Source organism: Agathobacter sp., from assembly GCF_977054825.1.
Window position 1 is genome coordinate 26,947 of record NZ_CDRTEH010000003.1, and the last position, 24,845, is coordinate 51,791.

General features: G+C 34.7%; 12 protein-coding genes. 1 reads left to right on the plus strand and 11 read right to left on the minus strand.

Features of this window, described 5'->3' with window-relative positions:
- Nucleotides 1-133 precede the first annotated feature (133 nt).
- The gene (locus ACW6PM_RS04330) at nucleotides 134-595 is read left to right on the plus strand and encodes a SpoVA/SpoVAEb family sporulation membrane protein (protein WP_456056326.1); all 462 of its coding nucleotides are present in this window, start codon (nucleotides 134-136) and stop codon (nucleotides 593-595) included.
- A 29-nt stretch (nucleotides 596-624) separates the two neighbouring features.
- On the opposite strand, the gene ACW6PM_RS04335 is transcribed toward ACW6PM_RS04330, so the two are convergent.
- From ACW6PM_RS04335 to ACW6PM_RS04385, 11 genes are all read right to left on the minus strand, one after another.
- Nucleotides 625-1,746 (minus strand): YibE/F family protein, encoded by a 1,122-nt coding sequence (locus tag ACW6PM_RS04335; protein WP_456056327.1) that lies wholly within the window; start codon nucleotides 1,744-1,746, stop codon nucleotides 625-627.
- Nucleotides 1,734-3,965 carry a metallophosphoesterase gene (locus ACW6PM_RS04340; RefSeq protein ID WP_456056328.1) on the minus strand — a complete coding sequence of 744 codons (2,232 nt, stop codon included), beginning with the start codon at nucleotides 3,963-3,965 and terminating at the stop codon, nucleotides 1,734-1,736. The genes ACW6PM_RS04335 and ACW6PM_RS04340 overlap by 13 nt, the downstream gene beginning before the upstream one ends.
- A 141-nt stretch (nucleotides 3,966-4,106) precedes the next feature.
- Entirely contained in the window at nucleotides 4,107-4,334 is a 228-nt protein-coding gene (locus tag ACW6PM_RS04345; protein WP_308651345.1) for a hypothetical protein, read from the minus strand.
- A gap of 62 nt (nucleotides 4,335-4,396) precedes the next feature.
- A complete protein-coding gene (locus ACW6PM_RS04350; RefSeq protein WP_456056329.1) occupies nucleotides 4,397-6,430 on the minus strand; it encodes a dockerin type I domain-containing protein in 2,034 nt (677 codons plus the stop codon).
- Between the two features lie 17 nt (nucleotides 6,431-6,447).
- Nucleotides 6,448-9,171 carry a dockerin type I repeat-containing protein gene (locus ACW6PM_RS04355; RefSeq protein ID WP_456056330.1) on the minus strand — a complete coding sequence of 908 codons (2,724 nt, stop codon included), beginning with the start codon at nucleotides 9,169-9,171 and terminating at the stop codon, nucleotides 6,448-6,450.
- A gap of 393 nt (nucleotides 9,172-9,564) precedes the next feature.
- Nucleotides 9,565-12,399 (minus strand): dockerin type I domain-containing protein, encoded by a 2,835-nt coding sequence (locus tag ACW6PM_RS04360; RefSeq protein WP_456056331.1) that lies wholly within the window; start codon nucleotides 12,397-12,399, stop codon nucleotides 9,565-9,567.
- Nucleotides 12,400-12,430: 31 nt separating this feature from the next.
- The gene (locus ACW6PM_RS04365; RefSeq protein WP_456056332.1) at nucleotides 12,431-14,086 is read right to left on the minus strand and encodes an O-antigen ligase family protein; all 1,656 of its coding nucleotides are present in this window, start codon (nucleotides 14,084-14,086) and stop codon (nucleotides 12,431-12,433) included.
- 155 nt (nucleotides 14,087-14,241) lie between these two features.
- Nucleotides 14,242-16,020 carry a dockerin type I repeat-containing protein gene (locus ACW6PM_RS04370; RefSeq protein WP_456056333.1) on the minus strand — a complete coding sequence of 593 codons (1,779 nt, stop codon included), beginning with the start codon at nucleotides 16,018-16,020 and terminating at the stop codon, nucleotides 14,242-14,244.
- Between the two features lie 147 nt (nucleotides 16,021-16,167).
- On the minus strand, nucleotides 16,168-18,984 hold the full coding sequence (locus ACW6PM_RS04375; RefSeq protein ID WP_456056334.1) for a dockerin type I domain-containing protein: 2,817 nt from the start codon (nucleotides 18,982-18,984) through the stop codon (nucleotides 16,168-16,170).
- A gap of 82 nt (nucleotides 18,985-19,066) precedes the next feature.
- The gene (locus ACW6PM_RS04380) at nucleotides 19,067-22,090 is read right to left on the minus strand and encodes a dockerin type I domain-containing protein (protein WP_456056335.1); all 3,024 of its coding nucleotides are present in this window, start codon (nucleotides 22,088-22,090) and stop codon (nucleotides 19,067-19,069) included.
- A gap of 163 nt (nucleotides 22,091-22,253) precedes the next feature.
- Complete coding sequence (locus tag ACW6PM_RS04385; RefSeq protein ID WP_456056336.1) at nucleotides 22,254-24,845, minus strand: leucine-rich repeat protein; 2,592 nt, start codon at nucleotides 24,843-24,845, stop codon at nucleotides 22,254-22,256.

The window sequence follows — 24,845 nt, forward strand, 5'->3', positions numbered from 1 at the left end:
GGCAAGGATTATTTGATATATCCTTCATATTTAATTCTAATAAGTAACTATACCTAAATCGAATAACTAAAATCACATATATGAATACATTTAAAAAATACGGTCATCCTATAAAAAAGGAGGTCTGAAAAACATGACTACTGACCAAAAAGAAAAACGAAACGATGAATATAACAAATATGTAAAGCGCGTCACCCCTACCCACTGCCTTTCTGCAAACATGCTAAAGGCATTTATACTCGGCGGAATCATATGCACTATCGGGCAGCTCATAGTAAATACCTGCACACAATACTTTGGTTTAAGCAATGACGAAGCATCTGCCTGGTGCAGCATGCTTTTGATTCTCATAAGCTGCGTACTGACATCCCTAAACCTGTATGCACCTCTTGCAAACTGGGGAGGTGCCGGTGCTCTTGTTCCTATAACAGGCTTTGCAAACGGAGTATGCTCATCCGCATGTGAATTTCAGGTTGAGGGGCAGGTATTTGGCATAGGCTGTCAGATATTCAGGATTGCAGGTCCCGTGATACTGTATGGCATATTTTCAAGCTGGGGGCTTGGTGTGATATATCTTGTCGTAACAAGCTTTTGATTGTTTAGCGTTTTCAGCTACTCAGTCACTTATTTTTTCCTTGTCAGAAGAAAAGACATAATAAGCGATGTAATCGGCACAGTCAGGATAATTCCCATTGTGCCTGATATGCCTCGCATTATCTCGATTGCCATAGAATACATATTAAGTATCTGGTGCATCTGATACGAGTATGCATATATGATCATCACAAGCCCGAGGCTTCCTCCCACATAGGCAAGAATCAGCGTATTTGACATAGTTCCAATCATATCTCGGCCTATATTTATACCCGACTTAAATATCTCCTTTGCAGATATATTCGGGCTCTTTTCTTTTATCTCGTGAAGCGATGTGGCTACAGACATCGCCACATCCATCACAGCTCCAAGTGATGCGATGAGTATGCCGGAAAACAGCATGCCGCTGATATCGAGCTTTGAGTTCTGTCCAACATAAATCAGATTTTCAATATCATCCACATTGTAGCCCGTCACATGTCCGAAGTGTCCAAAAAGCAATGCTATTATTCCGGAGACCACAACTCCAAAAACAGTTCCAAGCATGGCACCTATGGATTTCATCTGCCAGTCCGCTATAAGTGTGAACGTGACAACCGTGATAATGACAACCGAAGCAGTTGCCGCAATAAACGGAGATGCTCCGATATACATGAGCGGAATATACAAAAATATAACAGTTGCAAAGGTAAATATAAGCGCAAGAATGGAATTAAAGCCCTTCTTTCCGCCAACCAGCCACATAAGTCCAAAAAACGCCGCTAATAGCACCCATATCTCATTTTCCCTGTCGTAGTTATAAACATTTGCTGACAGACTGCCATCGTACTCCGACAGACTCGCAATAACCCTTGTGCCTACCTTACAATTGGCACCGTATAAATATCCGTTTAAGCTGTATGCATCAACTGTCTCCCCCTTGTGGCTTCCTGACTTGATAAGCAAAACAACCTTCTGGCTGTCGCCACTGTCTAGTGAGGCTTCAGCCTGAAGGTCTTCATTGTCGTTTTGCGTAACCACCGCCCTCACAAACGACGTATTGTCATCTGCAAGAAGCGGTTTTCTTTCAACACTTCGAAAGAATATAAACATTGCCAGTGTAATAAGAGCCACAATAAGGTATTTACCATATGTGTCAATTATTTTTGCCAAAATTTACCCTTCTTTCTCATTCCAAGCACTGCTGCGAGGATTGCTGCGCCTAATACTCCAAGTGCTGCATACATGCCGCCATGGTTAACATCTCCTGTCTTTACCTTAGCGCTCTTTGAAGTACTTGCGCTATTAGAAGCCGACTTGCCTGTACCTGAATTTGATGTGCTGACATTCTGGTTTCCTGAGCCGCCTGCATTATTTCCTGCAACCTGCTGACCTGTGCTTCCGTTCTGACCTGCGTTGCCCTGTGCTCCGTTTCCGCTCTGATTTGCGCCACCCTGTGCTCCGTTTCCACTCTGGTCTGCTTTTCCGTTCTGATTTCCACTTGGAGCAGTCTGTTTAACCTGTAAAGCATTTATTGCATTTACAACTGCTTTCTTTGCCTCATCAATCCCCTTTACAACCGGAGCCTTATCAGCACTATAATCAGAAAGGTTTTCCTCCCTGCCTTCAGCTACCTGAGTATAGATTGTCTTGTCAAGAAGTGTAGAAATTCCCTTCTTGAAACGATTTTTTGCACCATCTTTATCATCATCCTTTGCTATAGAGCCATATCCCTTAACACGGTCATTTGCTGTTCCATAGTTTGTTGTGATATCACTTACCATCGGATCATCTGCTGTTGTGCCGGAAGCCTTAAGCTCCTTAAGAGAGGCAAGTGCTGATTTTAATGCTTCCATGCTCTCATCTGTGTATGCTACGTCTGTGCTGTTTACAAGAGCATCTGCTGCCGCAATCACCTCATCGGCACTCTGCGCATCTGTTGTCTTTGTGATTGTGAAATCGTCAGCATATTTATTTCCGTTGTAGTCATATGTCTTTATTGTCATGGCTCCACTTGAAAAATCTATAGTAGAGAATGAAGGCAGACATGCATTGGTTCTCTCTGCGATATAGTATGGAGTGTAATTTAACAGATTATAGTATTTTGAACCTGAACCTGAGCCTGTTGTGATATAAAGAGTTCCCTCAGGATTGTTAACTGAACCTTTGCTCAAATCATAGTCGATAACATTTCCGTCCTGTACCTGGTAGCTTCTTGAATATGTATGATCATGACCTGTAAGACACACATCGATATCAAACTCGTCCATGAGCGGTGCAAAGATAATTCTGTTTGTAGTAGCATCTGTATCTGCATGCGGCTGTCCTGAGCCATAGATATCACTGTGGAATACCACTACCTTCCAGGCTGCATCCGGATTACTTGCAATAGCCTTTTTCATAAACTCTCTGTGCTCTGCCTGGTTACGGTTGTTACTGTTTAAAGAAATGAACAATACATTTCCATTATTGAAGTAGAAATCACAGCCGGCACCGGTGCTTCCCAGATTATCCTCTGAGTTCGGATTGTTGAAATGTGCAGTGTAGTCAGAGCCGTCCTTATCATGGTTTCCGATTGTAGCTGCAATAGGAAGACTTCTGAATACTGACGGATAAAGATATCCGGCATACTCGCTCTCTCTGGTCTTCTTAGTATCTTCCGATCCTGCATTTGACTCATTTATCTGGTCTCCCGCAGACAAAAGAAATGACGCATCCGGATCAATCTCCATAGCCTTCTGCATTGTCTTGTTCCAGTTGTAGGCATCCTGTGCAACGCTCATATCGTTTGCCTCTTTATCACTTTTACTGCCTGATGCTCCAATCTGAGGATCTCCTGTCAGGATTACAGAAAATGTATCTGTAGCGTGTGTGGTGTATGTATACTCATCTGACCATACTGTATCACCATTGTCCGAATAATTGTCTGTATACTGATAAACATACTTTGTATTTGGTTCAAAAAAGCCATTGATGCTTACTTTATTTGAAGCAGCATAAGCTTCTTGCTGCCAGTTTGTGGCACTTATATCTGTTGCAGTACCCTTTACAATCTGTGCACCTGCCTTTGAGCCATCCTTCCATACCATCACAGCCGGTGTTCCCTTGGTCTTTGAATACCATGCAAAGCCCAGATCCTTGGCTGTAGAGCCCGGTGTAAGCGCAATCTGATTGGTATTGGCAAAGTCCTGTGTGCCCCCCTGCCATGTACCGGTTAACCAGCTCTGATAATCTGCTGAACCTGTTGTTGCCGCATTAAAAGCCGCCTGACCTGTTTTTGAATCTGCTTCACCATAAGCATAAGCCGGAATTGCCGGTGCCATGGTAACTACCATTGTTGAAACTGCTGCAAGGATCATGCCCTTCTTCAGTATGTTCTTGTTCTTTCTCATATTTTCCTCCACAAAATTAAGTTAGTGTGTTTCACAGCTGCTAAAATTACTATAACTTAAAGTTGTAAAGTCGAAAGGTGTGTGGAGGTAAATTGGGTGTAAAGATTAAATATATCTAATAACTGATATTTTTTCTCAAAATCATTTCTTTCTTATTTTTATAGCATCTTCTATCTCTTCTTTGGTTAATTCCACCACAATATCTGCTATCAGATCGACCGAATATCCCTCTTCATACATGTTAAAAACCATTAGTTTACGCATTTCTTTTTCAAAGCCCTTTTTATACCCTCTCAGGAAGCCCTCTGCATACGCATCGGCTCTCTCGAGCTCAAGTTGCCTGTCGAATTCATAATTTAATAATGCCATGTTTATCACCTTGCCTAATGAAAAGCCCACATTTAATTTAATCAAGCTTCATAAAAATTCATTTAAAAAGTGTCTTCACGCCCACTTACAACATGAATTTCTTTAATTAAATCCTGTATATTTACTTTGTCATCAAAATTCACATCTGCAAATCCCTGCTTAACAACATCAATATCTTCTCTTCCGCTTACATGTCTAAGACATTCCATCGCATCTCTGATATCAATCTTGCTGTCTGCATTTGTATCACCATTTATTCCATAAATGATGACTCCATCATGTCCGTTATCAATTGTAAATGCAGTGGATGCATCATTAATTTTAGCTGAATTTGTGTATTCCATGTTATCAGAATCTGATTTCTGAATCAAAACTGCTTTATCCTGTCCCCCCAGACCAGATGTGCTAACTTCAAGCTTTCCGGTAAAATTAAATCTATCACTATTTCCAAAAGCAATCTGCTCAGCCTGTCTTTTGCTTAACAGTTTGCTTATCTTATCATACGATATATTTCCGGTATCAACACTACTTCTTGTAACTGATAAATTTATATCATCACTAACATCATTAACTGATGTACCATTGATAATCCACTTAGCATTTTGATCTGCTATGGATAATACCAATGAAACATCTCTGCCTTTAAGTGCATTTAATGCAGCTTTTGAAACAATACCATCCTTTGAAAGAGTATCCTCTACATTTTCTCCGTCTTTTGCATTATTTATCTTATCTTCTAATGAATTACCTTCTAAGAATTTCTTTGAAAACCATGTAACAAAAACACTTTCCTTTGCATCCTTTGGAACTGTATATTTAGTAACATATAAAGTATTACCTTCCTCATCATATGCAGCCATAAAATAACCATCCGGAATATCCAGTGTATCTCCCGGAGCTGCTGCATATATTATTGTATCTACACTATTATCATAATTTGCCATATCCACTTCTACGACAATTTTATTGTATTTTGGTCTCATAGAATAATACACATCATCATTCATATTTGATGTAATTCTTGTTATATGCCAATTTCCTGTATACTCTAAAGCCTTCATATGACCATCAGGTATATACTTTATAGCCTCATTATAGACATCCTGCTCGCTGCTGTTTTTTGTGTTGCTTACCACTTTATCAGTTTCATGAATCTTCTGATCTTCACCGACAATCTTATAATACACTTTATTAAGTTCCACATTCTGATACTCGGCAATCAAATCAAAATCATTTCTCCAGGCACCTCTTTCATCAGCATGAACCCCTATTGTTCCCTCTTCATCAGTATAACCAGCTGGATCAAAAATGTTCCAGCCTGTAATTGTAGTATCTGTTGAGGCATCATCCGGTGTTGTCTTCAATTCAACCAATATATCCTCATATTTGCTTCCGGCCGGATAGTATTTTGTCTCCTCAACGGTTTTTACATTTCCCGTATTATCAATATAGCTTTTCTTAACTCCAACAGGATAATTATCATACGCAGCCTCTACAAGATAATACTGATCCGGATTATCATCTATTACATCCTCTCCGTATATAATATTCCAGTTTTCAAAATGACAGTAGGGCTTTACATCGCCAACAGCCGGAGCACAACTCAATATAGCATTCTTACCTGTTCCAACAGTTAAAATACATTCTTCATGTTTTTCATGCCAATCATCATTATCCATATAATAATACTTTATAAGAACAGACTTTTTTTCATATGCAGCCTTGAAGGAAATTTGTATGTAATCATCCTCTTCATAATCATACTCTATATTTACCGGTGTATTTTTTTCATATCTTTTTCCGGAATACAATCCGTAAAGACAATCACTGCTATACCAGCCGGTAAAATTACCAAGTTTAGAGTCAGCTTTCATTGTTGGGTATTGATCACCCAAAATCTGACCTAATGTTTCTCCTTGAACAATATCTTTCGTAAATGTTTTTATCGTATCTCCCTGATTGTCCTCAAATATCAGCTTAACATTTTTGTATACTTTATTTGCTGCTTTTACACTTGTCTGACTGCATATAGTTGTCATAAAAACAGACAGTACCATAAAGAGTATTAAAGTTTTTCTTGTGATTTGTTTTGTCATATGTATACCTCACCTTCTTATAAATTTGCATTTCTGCCACTGACGAAATACAGTAATCGTGTTGCATCCCTTATATCAACTTTTCCATTTTCATCAACATCCGCAGCCCAGTTTTCCGAATCCGTTAATGTGATTCTTCCTGACACACCCTGGACACACTTAACCAGATCCGACACAGTAACCTTGCCATCATTATTCAGATCTCCACGTAATCCATTTACTGTTACATTAATATTAAAACTATACTCTTTAGTATTTTCAGTTTCCGATAAAGTTACTTTCACAATTGCGGTACCCGCCTTCTTTGGTGTAATTTTTCCATCTGAAGTAATAGAAATATTCTTAGATTCAGAGTCATAAACAGGCTCTGCTTTTTTAGTTCCATACAATGCATCAATTATTCCTTCAAGCTGATATTCACCATCTGAAATATTTACCGTAACTTTATCTTTTATACTGTTAATCACTGGTAATACCTTATATTCTCCAGAATATAAATCGTCTTGTGCCAGAGGAATCATCAGTCCTTTATTCAATAAATGCTCATCTAAACACCATTTGTTTAATACATCATCACCTTTTATTCTGGATATCATATCTGAACTTTTTAATTCGTCCATTGACACAACTGTTGTATAAGATGAATTGCAATATTCTGTTGCAGAGTACACATTCGTACCATGATAATTTCCGATAGTGTCTTGATAATTATAGTCATAATATGATTTAACAAGAGAGCCTGCGTTGTAGCAATTAATTACCCTCATATTCCAATCCCTCATATCTTCGGCTATACCTGCAGTTCCTACTTGTCCGCTATTATAACAATTTGTCACCCAGCCTTCATTATTACTAACTATTCCACTTGACCCTATTACAACACCATTATTCCAACAGGAATCAATTATAGCATTTTCTGTGTTTCTACTAGCAATTGCACCCGCTGCACTACCTTCAACACTACCTTTATTTCCACATCCATAAATTAAATTTCTGTTCTCATAGCATATCCCACCGGCACATGATATATAGTATGTAGACCTCAAGCCTTGAACACAGCTAATATTCTCGCAAAATATAATCCAACCGTTATTTATATATGCAATTGACTCGCCTGTATAGGTTCCCTGTTTTAAAGAAACAGCTTTTACAATACCCTTTTCTCCTATAACTCCAAATAAACCTCCTTCTTCATTATTGATGGTATACCCATTGTAAATAGTATGTCCACTGCCATTGAAGGTTCCTTGAAATTGCACTCCGCTGCTAACACTTGCTATTGAAGACCAGACATTTTCTTTTGAATAATCATCATTTAAAAAAATATCACTCGTCAAAACAACTCTTTTTCCTTCAAAAGTATTTCCATCATTAACAAGCTTTGCCAGTCCTGCCAACTGTTGTGCTGTTGATATATCAAATTCATTCTTTCCTTCAATATACCAGCCTGTATCAACACCGCCATTCCATGGATTTATTGCTTTAACATATGTATTCTGTACTTTATAGCTACCATTGCAGCTAAAATCAGATAATCTAAAAAGTTCTGCTTTGCCATCAATATAAGATATCCACTCCAATTTACCATTATCCAATATCGGGTCACATTGAGTCAATTTAATTCCATTTACAGTTTTCAATTCACTAATTACATTTCCAGAATCATCAACCATTACATACTGCAGACTTCCCCCATATGTAAAATTGTTCCACATTACAGCATACTTACCATCGTCAATTTTAGATATTTTTGTATTACATACTCCCTCACAATCTGACGTATAATTTGTCAGCCATGTTAATTTCTTATCATTTCTACGTAAATTCTTATCTACTGATGAAATATATATATTATTACATCCATTTTTCTTTTGTGCTCCTGCCAAAAGATAACTATCTTTAGTAACCTCGAAATCAGACAAATCTGTATCTGTTTTATTATCTCCAATTTTGCCATCTATGCCTAAGATTTCTACTCTCGTCCCATATGTATCCTGAATACACACGTTCCTTGGATATGCATCCCCAATAGTTGCCAAAATAGGTTTTCCACCATCATATCTCACTAAATTTCTCATTGAATGTGACACATGTATATCCGGGAATTCGCCCATTTGTGAAGAATTCATCAGCCTCATACTATTTATATTTATTCTAAACAGAATATTTGACTGATGCCCATCATATCTATTTCTTGCAGTATATATTATTAACTCACCATTGTTTTCTGCAACAGCTATATCTCCTCCTAAAAAAGGTCTTGCCGTATAAGATAAATCATTACTGATTGATAGAGCGTCTAATCTGTTAAAGTCTTTATCATATTTTATAACTCTATATGCTTCTTTTGTCTCTTTGCTCCCAGCCTGTTGACCACAAACAACATAATTATACTTGTCACCATAAAAGAATGCCCCAAATATCGGTAATTCAAAATCAAGTTCTCTATTACCAATAACATTCCAGTTACTGTCATAGTTCACAATATAAATCTTATCACTCACAAAAACAACTTCATAACCATTATCTGTTTTGTTTAAGTATGTGTTCACCGCTTGTCCAAAATTTTCCATATATGGTAAATCACTTGAAAATTCTTCAGGATTTATATTAGTTTTAATCACTTTTTTTACTTCAAACATTTCATTTGCATTCACCATATATGACTCGCAAAACAGATTTTCTGAAATAACCATTCCTAATATAAGAAAAATACTAACTACTCTCTTCTTTATCCTCATAAGCTTCTATCCCCATCTGTAATTTTAATGTGTTCGTCAATACTTATTTCTACAACAGCCTTCTGATTGCCAAAATTGTATGACATTGCACATTCCTGTTATTTGTGATTCCAGCCTCAGTAGATTGAGCCTCAACTATCTTTCCATCACCTGCATAAATAGCCACATACCAGAAAATGCAATCGTGCATGCCAAAGTCAATGCGGATAGCTTACTTATATTGTTTTTCATATCAGAAGCCTCCTTAGTACCTACCTCTTAAATTATGTCACCATTTTTACTATTAGTCAATTACTATTTAACTATTTGTATTCATTTCTTGCATGATTATAAAAACAGGACTCACAATTTAAAAATCATAAGTCCTGCCTTGTTCAATACATCAATATTCTGTTATAAAGTAGTATTTCTTCCACTCACATAATAGAGAATCCTTGTAAGATCTGATACTGATACCTTTCCATCACCATCTATATCAGCTGCCTGTACCTGTTCATCAGTCAATGTATTTCTACCGGAAACTCCATATAACACTATCATCAAATCTCTTGTTGTTACTTTTGAATCACCATCCACATCCCCCGGCTCAATAGTGCTCTGCCCTAAGTCTAAAAGCATCTTAGGTACATCAGTAACATCCCATACAGTTCCATCTGTACGAAGTGCATACTTTTTTCCAATCCATACAGAATCCCATGTGTCTTTTACATTTGTCAATATTACTACACCGTTTCTTGTATAGTTTTCATCTTTACTCTTATTGAAATCATCTGTTTGAGAAAGAGCTCCATCAACTATGTAGTAGTATGTGCCTTGACTATTCTTAATCCAGACTGTCCAGATATACCCTCCCTTATCTTCATCATAACGGGGGGTTTCTCCTAAGTCTATAATACTTTCAGCTATTAATTGCTTATTTCCATTTTCTTCTTCATTAACTGTATATAGCTTGTTATCATCAGTTAATATACAAAATCCTCCGCCTTCAAAATATTGCCATTTTTTTATTTTTAAATTTCCAATATCTGTAAATTGATCCAAATCCAGATAACAATTTCCGTCATTCCCATAATAAAAAGAATTTACAAAATCTACCATAGCTACATTCGATGCATCTATAGTGCAATAATAATCACCATTATCTTCATCAATATATATAGACTTCAACTCTCCTGACTGTGTAAGATACATACGTCTATCTCCACTATATTGTACAACATGATCATCTATTTTTTTCCAGTCTGCCGGCTTTCTATTTTTGCTAACCTCCTCTCTAAACCATAAACTTCCATCTTCCTTATAAATTATTGTATAAGTATCACGCTCTGTCCAATCCTTAACACCTTTTACCACAGTATCATTATTATTATACAAATTAATAAGCTCATTATCATTTGTAATAGCATAATGACCATCTACGTCCTTTATATTGCTCTGTATTTTATTATTACCTGACCATAAATCGTCATTATTATCCAAACTGTAGTCCACAACCTCTGAACTGTCCTGATCTATTGTATAAATCCACTTACTAACATATTTTCTTACATTACTGCGAATCTTTTTAGCTTCCGGATATACTCTCCATAAATCACCATTATTAGTTAATATAGTATGTGAAATTCCAGCCACAGTATTAAAATCCATTATCTCTTCATCATTATTATCACCTGTTTCCGGATTTTCATCCGCACCTTTGATACTGATAACCGTTTTCACACTGGCATTTCCTAATGTCAAGGTTAATTCAACAACACCCTTATCCTTTGCCAATACCTTAACCGTATTCGAATCATTTTGTTTTATTTCTATAGACTCTATATCCCCGCCATTAACATCAATATGCAAATTTTCATTCCAATGTAAAATACTGTAAGATAATGGAATATTTATCAAATCTCCCTTTGAATAATCTTCTTTCTCCACAAAACTCCTTATGAGTTCCAATTTATCATTATCAGAGATTTGAACGCCCGTATATCTAAAGTAATATAATAAATTAGCCAAATTATATAATGGTTTAAAATTATGTATATTATTACATCCACTAATATCTAGCCTTCTTATATTTACAAATCCGCTAATTGCATCCAAATCTGATACAGCTGTATCGGATATGTCAAGTAATTCCAATTTATTATAATTTTTCAAATTCTTCAAAAAAGTCAAATCAATTATAGAAGTCTTTGCAACAGAAAGTCCCTCCAGCTCCGGCATATTTTTCAAAAAGCTAAAATCACTTATAGAAGTACCAGCAACATATAAATACTCCAACTCCGGCATATTATTTAAAAATGAAAAATCCTGTATCTTTGTACGTGAAATATTTAATCGCTTCATCTTGGTAAAATTACTAAGCCACGAATAATCATCCATTTCCTTTCCGCTAATATCCAAATTCTCTAGATTTTTCAATTTCATTATTGGTGAAACATCGTTAACTCCAGTATCGCTAAGATCTATAGTTTTTAATCCAGTCGCATACTCTAATCCGCTGAGATCTTTTATATACCCTTCTCTACATCCATAACCAAATGAAAAAAAATTTATATGGCTAAGCTCATCCTTTGATATATATCCATCCTGTCCATAATATGTCCTTGCAAAGAACCAACTTCTAATCTCAATATCCTTAATCGGTGCAGCATCCTCAGGCAGATTATCTAAGACTGTAACATCACAATTATATATCTCATCACCATCAGAAGCCTTTACACTAAACGATGTAGTCCCCGGCTTTAATGGTTCCAATCTTATAAAATTATAATCATCATAAAATGAGTCTTTAGTAACCTTACATATACTATTATCTGATACAGTAATATCATAGCCATCTGAGCCACAGGATCCATCAATAGGTATAACAATCGGATTTCCAACATAAAGTGTTCTTTTCCTAGAATTTAGATTTGATTTGTATAATTCCTCATCAAATACACCTGAATCATCGTCATCACTGGCATACTGCTGTATTTCTTCCCAATAACTATCTTCTTCATTCGCATCTGCGCTGTTATCAACATCTTTATTTTCATCATCATCTAGCATTTCCGGGTTCTGTTGTTCTGATGGAGCATATTCATTTTCCACAGCATTCATATCCTGCTGCTCAGTTTCTGTTTGCTCAGTCATTGTCTGACCAGTACCATCTGACAACTCCGTTGCATAAACATTCTGACTAAAAACCATAGTCCCAGCCAATACCATCGCCACAATTCGTTTTTTCATAAGCTTTTTACCTCCATTTTCGCTTAATGATTTAATCAGTAAATTTAATTTCTGACATTTTTTCTATATAATTTTGTATATCGTCAGTCAATTCAATCTCCGGCTTGTCATTGATACGCTGCGCAAAAATGGATGCATCTGCTTCCTTTTGCGCTATCAACTGCGGCATTTGCGTAATCTTATTCAAGATATCCCGCGTAGCTTCCATATCCTCACTGCGCACAGCTGTATCAAGGCATTTACTATAGTAAAATACAGCCTGATTATAATAATACCCATCATATCCTGCATACTTAATCATATCGTCCAAATGCCTCATAGACGCATTATAATTTCCATTATCAGCCTCATCACTTGCTACAATTTCATATGCTGAAGCAATCATGCCATTTTTTTCTATAATCATCTCCGCAACCGCCGCATCACCATTCTCATTCAGTTCATCCTGCAAAGCAAACGTATCTGCCGGATAAAGAGTCAGAGCAACCTGTGTTTTTCCAAAATACTCAAATCCTAGAGCCAGTGAAAAATAGACACTAATCACCATCATCACTGAAACTGCACCATATCCATATGCTTTCTTACATTCACACACTTTCTTTGATTCAGTGTCAAGTGTCATTAGTAAAATACAAAGCATAAAGCCATATTGCAAATCAAAATCAAAAAATGAATGTAATGCTAATACGATAAGTACCAGTCTGTTCCTACCACATATATTCTTAGAAAAAGCGCTACCCAAAACTATTACCACAAAAACTATCAAAGAAATAATTCCATTATCCAGCCCCATTTGTAAGAAGTCATTATGCACATATCTGGTAACATAATTTCCTGTCTGAAACTCCGGCTGTTTGAAGAAATATCCCATATATCCCAAGCCAAACGGATTCTTTAATAATTGCCTGATTCCATCATACCAATACAAGATTCTACCGTTTAATGTACTTGAATTGATTGTCATTTTTAAAAGTCTTGTAATGTCAAGATTCATCAAAAGCTGCAAGATAATCAATACTGCCACAGCTCCGGTAAAACCAATTCCAAAGTACTTTAATTGAATTTTCTTTTTAAGAAGCAAAAAGCATATACTGACAAGCATCAAAACAAAAACGCTTCGGCTTCCTGTCATTAAAATTCCTGCAATCAGTATGATTCCTTCCATGTAATCCGTTTTTTTCTTTTCTTCACGATATATCAGTACAATGAAACCCACCAACAATAATGCCGCATAAGTGTTGGAATACTGCAACACTCCTCCAAGACGCTTTGCACTGTACAAATATTCTCTTGATGCCGGTATGAAATACAGCATTATGGAAACCAGTGTAATTAGCGCAAGTAAATCCGGCAATATATCCCAAACAGACTCTCTCTTCTGCTTTGAAATATTACACCACAAAAGCCAAAATTCAACGATTACCAGACATCTTAAAACTCCTATAAATGCGATTCCATGATCTTTTGCTATAAATACCGATATTAACGAACACACCAGAATCAACACTAATCCTATACCTGTAATATTTGCAGGCAGCAATATTTTTCTTTTTTGTGATATGACAATGATAATACCTATTGCGAAAATGCAACCATAAATCGCCATTGTGAAATCATAAATTCCACCCCAAAGGCATAAACAAACTGCGCATATCAAAGTGATTATACATTTTTCTTTATTCTTCATCTTCATCTCTTATTAGTACCTTTTTCATATATTATTGCACTTTGTTTGCATGTAGTCAATATATTATTTACCGTTTGTAAATCATCTTTATAAAAAAGCTTCCTCCAAAATATATCTAATATCTTAGAGGAAGCTTTAATCATATCATTTTTCAACTACAGTGTGCTGTTTCTGCCACTTACATAATATAATATTCTTGTAAGATCTGATACAGTAACCTTTCCATCTCCATCAATGTCAGCGGCTGCTGTCTGATCATCTGTAAGTTCATTACGACCTGATACCCCATAGAGTACAATCATAAGATCTTTGGTGGATACCTTTTCATCTCCATCTACATCACCTGGAGTTGCACTGCTTGCATTCAAATCCATATACAATGTCGGAATATCTCTCACATTCCAAATTGTTCCATCTGTACGGAGAGCAAAATCATTCCAAACATCCTTAACATTACTTAAAATATCAACTCCATTTTTTTGAAGCATTCCATATTCAGAATTCTGTGAAGCTATTATACAATACTGGTAATTATTTTTTATAGGAGCTTTATCCGTTTTCACTAATTTCCAATCTTCAACTTTAAAGAATTCTCCATCTGTACTTACAACAATATTATTTGTACAATTATTACTTGATAATATTTTTTCAAAATTATCACCTAGCTTTGTCATATCACCTCCATCCCATGGTTTGACATACAATTCATTATTATCCAAAATAAGAATATCTCCACACAAAAGACCTCCGAATAATCTATCTTTGATTTTATGATTTTCTAAATTCACATGCCTGTTTTCAGAACAGTAATCTAATCCAAGATTACAACTTCCGTCATTATAATATAAACAATAATTAACATCATCAACCTCAGATACATTCGAGGCAGTACTATGATTCCAGCCATAACGTACATAATCACCATTATTCTTCAAATATCCATCTTTATGTAATTCCTTTACATCTTTATCAATTTGAAAATAATCTTGTCCATTATTTTCAGAATATGTAAGCTTCTCCCACAATGTGCCATCTGTCTTTAAAATAATTGTTTTATTATAGAAAAATTCATCATCATTATGACTCTCAATCCAGTCTTTAACATCAGAAATACTATCACCATTTTCATGATATATATCTACCAAAGTATTATCATTTTTAAGTGCATATCTTCCCTCAACATTCCTAACATTATCCATTATTTTTTCATTTCCTGACCAAAGTATGTTATTATTATCAAGCCTGAAATCACATACTTTTTTATCTGAATCATATTCGCTGTCTGTATTTCCCCAATATACCCATCTGCTGACATATTTTTTTACATTACTCTGCAGCTTTTTTGTCTTAGGATATGTTTGCCAAAGTTCTCCATTGCTAGTTAAAATAGCTGACGAGTTACCATCTACTGTATATTTAGCAATAATTGATTGTTCAAAATTATTTGCTCCAACAACCTGATTAGGGTCAATTCCATTTATAACAATATCCACTTTCTTTATTGCATTGTTTAATGTCAACGTCAGTTCAACTTTTCCCTCTTTTCGCATCGTAATATCATATCCTGAAGTTTGCGTATCCGGATATGTATATCCTTTTTCAATATCCACAGCATCAACATTTGAAGCCTGTACATCTGAAAGGTAAACTTTGCAAAAAGACTGTAAATACACCTTTTCCCCCTTAAAATATGTATCCTTTTCCATTAACGTCTTCATAATATCTAGTTTTTCATCATCTGATGCATTATCAGGTACCTGTGCATCATTCGCAATCACAGCTTCACTATCGTGCTCTGTTTCACTCATATTCTCTGTAATATCCGTAATATTTGCATCAGTATTTTTTTCTGTACTTGCCATATCTGTGGCATATACGTTCTGACCAAACAACATGCTTCCTGCCAAAAATAATGCCAGTGCTTTTTTCTTCATAAGCTCGTTTCCTCCTTGCGGTACTTTTTTCTTATATTATCTCACTTCATTTACAGCTAGTCAATATTTTTCTTCCTATTTGTAATGTCATAAAAATAACAGGTCATTATTCCGCTATATAGCTGATTAACGACCTGTCGTATAAATTTATAGTGTACTGTTTCTGCCACTTACATAATATAGTAATTTCATTGCATCGCTTATATTTACTTTTTCGTCACAATTTACATCAGCAACTAATAGAGCCTTATCTACAAGCTCATTTCTACCTGATACATGCTGAACACATCTCTGTAAATCTCTGATATCAACCTTACCATTAAAATCAATGTCACCTTTTGTTAAAATGTCAATTCCATCATATGTAGCATCCTGATTCAAATCTTGATATCCATCATCTGTTATCTTATACAGTTTCACATCTTCTCTACTCTGATTTCCAATGGAAACAATGTCATTTCCACTGTATTCGTACTGAATACTTGAAGATGTACTTCCAGAAGCGCCAAAAAGAATATCATCGTTTGCTCTATCGCCTATACAGATATCATATGTAGCATTATCCCCATCAATTATAACACCTTTATCATCTGTAAATGTAAGATCAGTAAGATTTTCGCCTGATACGTTCACATAATCGTCATCATCAAAAAGGCAATCCACCTCCATTTGCTCTGATAATTTAGTAAACTCTACACTATTTACATTGCCGATATTTATAATCCAGCTACTACCAGCTTCATCATCACCATTTGTAATTGCATCAAGATTTACTATATTGGCATTTCCAGAAAAATCCTCTCCATCATATGAAAGATATGTACCATCATCAAATGATGCATAGAAGGAACTGTCAGCGTCTATAATAAGTTTACAAGTGTCACCTGATGCACTTCTACTTGACTTATTACTATTTCCAGAATATGCATCTTCGTAAGTGAAGTATTTCATCTCTCTATAATTTTTTGAATCAATCTTTCCAGAATATATTGTTTGCCCATTTTCATTTTCCATATGAAAATCAGTATAATCATTTTTTATCATTAGATAATTGTATAGTTCATGATGACACTCTATTTCATCCGCAGATTTCAATATCAATCCACCATTTGGATCACAAACTGCAAGTTTATAATACCCATTCTCTTCACCTTCATATCCGCATATTAAGAGTCCATGACCACCAGACCTATATTGCACTCCCCAAAAGAATGGATTCATATAATTAGATGATTTTGCTTCGCTTACAATATTCTTTAAGAAATCTTTTAATGTACTTCCACCATTAATAAAATTTTTAAGTCCAAATTTATAAGTTATATCAGTATATGACACATCTGAACGATATTGAGACAACTGAAATGCCTCAATTAAGTCTCTAACATCATAATTCATTTTAGGATAATCCATAGCGGCATAATGTGGTTCATCTTTTCTATCCCAATTCAAATAATTTGTTATATCATATGCATAGTTATAAGCATACAAAGTCGAAACCGCAATTCCGTAACATGATCCACCCCATTCGTCATATTGTTTCTTTAGCAAATTTTGTTTAGAATTTAATTCCTGATTTGCAAGTAAACCATCTCGATATGTATCTGACCATATGTAATAATTTTTTGTTTCATTTCCCATAAAAAAATATTCTTCTGAATTTCCAAAATTATTATTATCTCTGCCTATTGTAAATTCAGGATGCTCGTAATCTAAATATGGATACTCTGTTATAGTCTTACCATTTATTGTATCTTCTCCACAATCCTCTTCATTTACAGTTTGACCATTAACTTTTTGTGTATTTATAGCATAGTTTGAATAAAATATCTGATCATAACCAGATGTCACCCCAGCTATTCGATTTGCGTAATAGTATTCGTTTCCTAGTTTAGATTCTACCACTGTTCCTAAACTGTAACAATTTTGAATTTTCCCATCACCATAAAAACCTATATTACCTGCAATTCCACCAGCACTCGGGCAAATATCAGTTTCACAATAACAATACACCTCACCATAGTTTGTAGAATCAACGACTTCCCCTGACGAACTTCCGGTTATTCCACCAGCACATATTGCCATTACTCCTGGAATGCTATTACGTCTTAATTTATTTACACATCCATTAATCTTTCCATAATTAATACATTCACGTACAGCCCCATCTTCTCCTGAAATACCACCTACATACATAAAATATGCTGCATCCGTTTCTATATTACCATAATTAATACAATTAGTAATTTTTCCATACACTGCTCCAGGAAATGCTGTTATTCCTCCAACAGATAAATTACTATCTACTGCATCAGATTTACAAAATATATCTATTTTGCTTTTACATTTATTTGCTTCTGTCATACCGGAAATTCCACCGACACACAATATCCAGCAATTATTATATTCAACATTCATTTTTCCTTCAACGCCACAATTTTCAATTGTAGAATTTGAAGTACCAGCTATACTACCAACATATACATATGAATTTGAACCTCCATATCCATCTCCATAATCAGACACATAATCAATTTTCACATTTTTTAAATTTATATTTTTTATAGCTCCATCCTCATCACCTCCAACATAACCAAACAATCCTACAAACTTATCATTTGATGATGTTATACTCAAATTATTTATTATATGATTATTTCCATTATACTGTCCGATAAAACCATTATCACCATTACCTCCAATGGGTTTCCAATTATACATCCCAGATAAGTCTATATCGGCGGTCTGAACATAGTACGCATCTAAATTATTTCTCACCTCATCAAGCTGTTTTGCATTTGATACCTGATAAGGATTTTCTTTTGTCCCAGCACCTCTTCCTGAGAATGAATGTTCCTCACTCGTTTCAATATGTTCAGCGTAAACAACCGATGTACAATCATTTACCAATATAACACTTAAAGCTAATCCTAATGTAATCAATCTTTTCTTTATATTTTTTACCATAAGCACTTACTCCATTTAATTAATTATAACGGCACGCTGTTTATAGCGTGCCGTTATTCTATTTACAATATCCAATTTTCAACTACAGTGTACTGTTTCTACCACTTACATAATATAAAACTCTGGTAAGGTCTGATACTGTTACCTTTCCATCTCCATCAATATCAGCAGCTGTCTTCTGATCTTCCGTGAGCTCATTACGTCCCGATACTCCATAGAGGACGATCATAAGGTCTTTGGTGGATACTTTGTCATCTCCATCTACATCGCCCGGAGTTGTTTCAGCATTGTTTCCATTTGAATCAATGATCATTTTAGGAACTCCTGTTACATTCCAGATTGAACCATCTGTACGAAGAGCAAATGCATCTACACAATTACACCAAATGTATTTAACATTATCCAGTATATTAACATCATTTTTATTTAAAATATCAGCTGTTTCACCCTGTTTTACTTCTAACGAATACTCGTTTCCATCCAATCTAAAACTGCTAACATCTGTAAGCTCTTCTTCTATTTTCTTCAACTCACCATTTACTAATTCATAATACTGATCATCTGTTGTTTTTACTTTCAAAGAATCCCGACCATACATAGAGACTATACCATCTGCAATAAATGTCATTGTATCGGTATATGAATAATCACTATTCTGATGATGTGTTACACAATATAGTTTATTGTCATCGAAAATGACATAATTGTTCCAAGCCCCATCTTCATATAAATATGTCCATGTTTTCACTTTATTTTTTCCTACATTTACATGGTCTCCTGTATGATAAGCATCCAAATAGCAATTTCCATCTTTACCATAGAAACAATTTCTATCATAGTCTACACTTTCCACATTCTTTCCGATAGTAAAGTATTCTCTAGACGCGTCCCAGTTGAATAATATTCTTATATAATCACCACTATAGGTAAGATAACCTTCTCCAACCAGTTCTTTTACACCCGTAGCTATCGTCTCAAAATCATTTTGTTTTGCATCTTTTTTTGCTTCTTCTACTGTCAAAAGTGTTCCATCATTTTTGAGAATTAATGTCCACTTTTCTCTTTCTCTCCAGTCTTTTACATTTGGAATTGAATAACCATCTGTATGATATAAATCTATGAGAATATTATCATTAGTTAATGCGTAATGTCCATCAACATCCTTAACATTTTCAGCTATCTTCTTATCTCCAGACCATAATCCATTATTGTTATCAATACGATAGTCAACTACCTCTGCTGCTCCCTGCGAATATATCCATTTACTAACATATTTTTTCACATTACTCTGTAGCTTTTTAGTCTTTGGATATGTCTGCCATAAATCTCCGTTGCTGGTTAAAATAGCTGATGATACCTGATTATATTCTTCTGTAAAGTAATCCCAGTCATTCACTTCACTATCAGTTATCGTGGTACTACTATCTTTTCCAACCGGCTGGCTGCTATGTCCCCCATTGACACTAATATTTAATTTCTTTTCTGTATCATTAAGCTTAAGCGTTAATTCTATTTTTCCTGCTTCAACAGCCACTACATCAACGTCTGAGCTACTATTTTTATCTATTCTTACAGAATTAACATCTCCATTTGTAGCATTAACCTGCAGATTGTCACCAGCATTAAGCATACCATGAATATCTGGTATCGCCAATTTCTCACCCTTATTATAACTTGAATTATCCTTACCACTACAAATTAATTCGAGCTTTTCACCATCTGAAACATTTGTATCTGATATCCATAATACTTTTAATTTTGAAGCCGCCGCCAAAGATTTAATGCTTGTCAATCCATTACAACCATTTAGACTAAGATACTTAAGATTCAACAGACTACTTAATGGAGTTACATCAGATATTTTTGTATTATCTGCCCTCAGATCCACGAGATTCTTTAAGTTTTTAGCAAATGATAAATTCGAAACGTTTGAATCACTTATAGTCAACTGCTTCAATTTATCCATATTTGCAATTGCAGAACAATCTGAAATCTTTGTATTACTTAAATCCAATGAAATCAAATTCACCAGATTCTTCAAACAAGAAATATCTTCTACATCCAAATTGTTAATTGACAGATTTGCGAGCTGTGTTAATTTACATAGCGGTGATAAGTCTGTAACCTTTGATTCCCCAATATATAAATTTATAAGTTGTTTCATATTACTCAGTGCAGCTAAATCTGTAATACCGTTTCCTTCTATATCCAATAACGTAAGTTGTTTTAAATTACTTATCGGAGTCAAATCTGTAACCCTTGTATCAAAAATCGTTAAACGTGATAAATTGATTGCATACTCCAATCCACTTAAATCAGAAACGTAATTAGCTGTTCTCATCATATTTTCCCTAATATCAATACTGGTTAATTGTTTCAACTCATCATATGAAACATATCCATCGTCACCGAAATTTTTCTGTTGTAATAAATAACCTTTCAATGCAGCATCCTTAATCGGAACTGCATCATCAGGTAATGCCTGTCTTACCTCAATATTTTGTTCATAATCAACTGTCCCATGTGAGTCTTTCACAGACAAGGTCACTGTTCCGGCCTTTATAGGATTTAACTGTACATATCTTGTAGCATAACTGCTATCACAATAGCTTTCTTTAAGTTCTGCTGTACATATACTATCATCAGAAACATACGCTGTATATGGATCTCCACCATAAAATACTGAAACTTCTACCATAACAGGATTTCCAACATACACAATCTGTGTTTTGTCATTTGTATAAGCAGAATATAATTTCTCAGATTGACCATTATTTGTTGTATCAATATCAGAACCAATGTTACTTTCCTGCTCTGTATTTTGCTCCACCTCATAATCTGACGCATGGCAATCTGACTCCAATTCTTTCTGTGATTCTTCTGATTTACTTATAGATTCAGTAGAATCAGTCTCTCCTGTATCCACATTTTCTGTGTTATCCACGTTTTCTGTTTCGTCTGCATTCTCTACAGTGTTTGCATTCTCTGTGGTGTCCACAGTCTTTGCAATGTCTGCATTTTCCGTACTTGCCATATCTGTGGCATATACATTCTGACCAAACAGCATGCTTCCTGCCAAAAGTAATGCTAATACTTTTTTCTTCATAAGCTTGTTTCCTCCTTGCGGTACTTTATTCTTATTTTATTATCCCACCTTTTTAACTTATCGTCAATGTTTTATTTACAAATAGAAAACCATTAGATATAAAACAACAAGTCCGATAATCAGCTTATTTCAAGCAGATTATCGAACTTGAATCCTTTATTGTCTATAGATATGAGTTTCTTCCACTCACATAATAAAGCAATCTTGTAAGATCTGAAACCGTAACCTTTCCATCTCTATCAATATCGGCCGACTTCTGTTGCAATTCTGTAAGTTGATTTCGTCCGGATACTCCATATAGTAAAATCATAAGATCCTTTGTCGTAACCTTTGAATCTCCATCAAGGTCCCCTGACTTGCTCCACTGTGCATACAAGGTAATGCTTTCACCATCTCCTACCAATGAGTTCACATTTGCCATGTCATCATATTGCAGACCTGTTCCATCCTTCTTTGTATTCCAGCCTATAAATAAATCATTATCTTTTTGATAAACACACTCTTTCAGACTATAATCCACGCCTCCCGCTGCTATATCAAAGTCCATTGTTCCTGAAGATTCCCCATTTCCATCATAATTTATTGTGTACGCATATTTTCCAATTACAAAAGATCTTAAATCACATTTTAATCCCTGCAATTTGTCTTCTGTCATGTCTGTTACAACAACAAATGTTTTATACTCAGATGTACTGGAAACTAAATCAAATGCACCCGTTCCTATGTCAACATTATCCATTGGCAAGTATAATACTTTCAAAAGAGGGAGTTCTGAAAAGGCATAATCCCCTATTGACTTAAGCGAAGCCGGCAATCTTATTTCTCCCACACTTGTATCATAATAAAAAGCATTTTTCCCTATTGAGGATATCGCTGTATTTGATAAATCAATTTTTGTAAGTTCTCCACACCATTCAAATGAATAATCTCCTATATTTTTAAGACTCTTTCCAAATTTCACCTGATTTAATTCCCAACAATATGCAAATGCGTAATCCTCTATTGTTTCAATAGCGTCTGGAAGTTCTAACTTCTTTATATTTATACAATTTGTAAATGAGTATTTGCCAATATCAGTTATTGAAGAAGGTAATTTTAATTCTTCTAATTTTTCACACCCAAAAAATGAACCATCTTTTATCTGTTTTAGATTACTACAATCTTGTAAATTAATACTTTCCAGTTCTTCACATTCACTAAATGCATCTTCACATATCTCTATAACCGAGTCTGGTAATTTAACTTTTTTCAAACTTTTACAACCATAGAAAGTATACTCTTCAATCTCACTAAGTTTTTCACAATTTTTTATATCTATTTCTTCAAGTCCTTCACAATTTTCAAATGCAGAATCATATATTTGAACTACTGAATCAGGTAATACCATTTTCTTAATACTATTACAACCACTAAATGCACAGTAACCAATTTTGTTAAGCTTTGTACATTTCTGGATATTTATATCTTTCAGTGCTTCACAATCTGCAAAAGATGAATTATCAATCTCAACAATTGCTTCCGGTAGTTCTATTTTCTCTATACTCTTACATCCGCTAAATGCACTCCATTCAATTTTACTAAGTTTTGCACAATCTTGTATATTTATATTTTTTAACGCATTACAGCCTTGAAAACATTCACCACCTATTTGTAAAATTGAATTTGGCAATATTATCTTTTTAAGTTTTTCTAAATTCGCAAATGAATGATACCCTATTTTTTCTATATTGGTATATGATGACAAATCCAGAACTTCAATTTCTGTATCAGTACATGCACCTTCACCTATTACCGTCACCGGAATACCATAAATTTCTTTTTGCATATTGTTTAAAGACTTAACTATTTCCAAATGCCATCTATCCATGTTTTCCCAATCACTCATATTTATACAGTCATCAAATCCAGATGAAAAATTATATACTGCATTTTCATAACTAATATTCGAAACTCCCACAACTTCATGATTTGTTAGATTACTAATAAACTCAATGGAAGAATCAAAATAAGCATCTGAAACACTTCCCTTATTCCAAACTACATTTTGTTGTTCATCTATATAATAACTGTTTCTTGAGCCCCATGTTGAATCAACAAATATCCATCTGCCCTCTTCCTTACAATACACTGCATTATATTCATGATTTTCACCTATAAGCTCCATAGTATGAATACCTACAAGACCACATAAGGTTGCATAAAACTCTGCATATCCTGAACAAACTGTTCTTTTATATTCATACACTTCATAAGGATGCCAATACACAGTCTGAGATTGACCATTATAATACGCATAATCATAATAAATATTATCAGCTACATAATTATATAAAGCCTTCGCTTTTTGATAGTCCGTTGTGCAATCTTTTATCTCATTTACAGCAACATTTTTTAATTCTGCTTTTTGCTCATCACTTAATCCATTCATATTATCGTAGGTTTCAAAAGCATTCGGATCAACAAGCTGAATAAAATCCCAGACTTTTTTTATAGCTTTATACTTTTGTTCATCCTCTCCTGATGTATATAGTATGTTTGGTCTTGGCACACCAACAATAACATTGTTTTCACTTTTGTTTGCAACATTGTCAGTTTCATCATTTGTTTTAGTTTTTATATCATGCCTATATATATCACTTTTTTCTGAAATACTTTCTGACGCTTTAATATCCATCGGATATATATTCCCAGATATAACAATGCATATGATTAAAAAAATCATAATTATTCTTCGCTTTAATTTATTCAACATCAT

Coding starts and splice junctions, on each gene's coding strand:
- ACW6PM_RS04330 (WP_456056326.1), top strand. CDS start 134: ATGACTACTGACCAAAAAGAAAAACGAAACGATGAATATAACAAATAT.
- ACW6PM_RS04340 (WP_456056328.1), bottom strand. CDS start 3,965: ATGAGAAAGAACAAGAACATACTGAAGAAGGGCATGATCCTTGCAGCA.
- ACW6PM_RS04345 (WP_308651345.1), bottom strand. CDS start 4,334: ATGGCATTATTAAATTATGAATTCGACAGGCAACTTGAGCTCGAGAGA.
- ACW6PM_RS04350 (WP_456056329.1), bottom strand. CDS start 6,430: ATGACAAAACAAATCACAAGAAAAACTTTAATACTCTTTATGGTACTG.
- ACW6PM_RS04355 (WP_456056330.1), bottom strand. CDS start 9,171: ATGAGGATAAAGAAGAGAGTAGTTAGTATTTTTCTTATATTAGGAATG.
- ACW6PM_RS04360 (WP_456056331.1), bottom strand. CDS start 12,399: ATGAAAAAACGAATTGTGGCGATGGTATTGGCTGGGACTATGGTTTTT.
- ACW6PM_RS04365 (WP_456056332.1), bottom strand. CDS start 14,086: ATGAAGAATAAAGAAAAATGTATAATCACTTTGATATGCGCAGTTTGT.
- ACW6PM_RS04370 (WP_456056333.1), bottom strand. CDS start 16,020: ATGAAGAAAAAAGCACTGGCATTATTTTTGGCAGGAAGCATGTTGTTT.
- ACW6PM_RS04375 (WP_456056334.1), bottom strand. CDS start 18,984: ATGGTAAAAAATATAAAGAAAAGATTGATTACATTAGGATTAGCTTTA.
- ACW6PM_RS04380 (WP_456056335.1), bottom strand. CDS start 22,090: ATGAAGAAAAAAGTATTAGCATTACTTTTGGCAGGAAGCATGCTGTTT.
- ACW6PM_RS04385 (WP_456056336.1), bottom strand. CDS start 24,845: ATGATGTTGAATAAATTAAAGCGAAGAATAATTATGATTTTTTTAATC.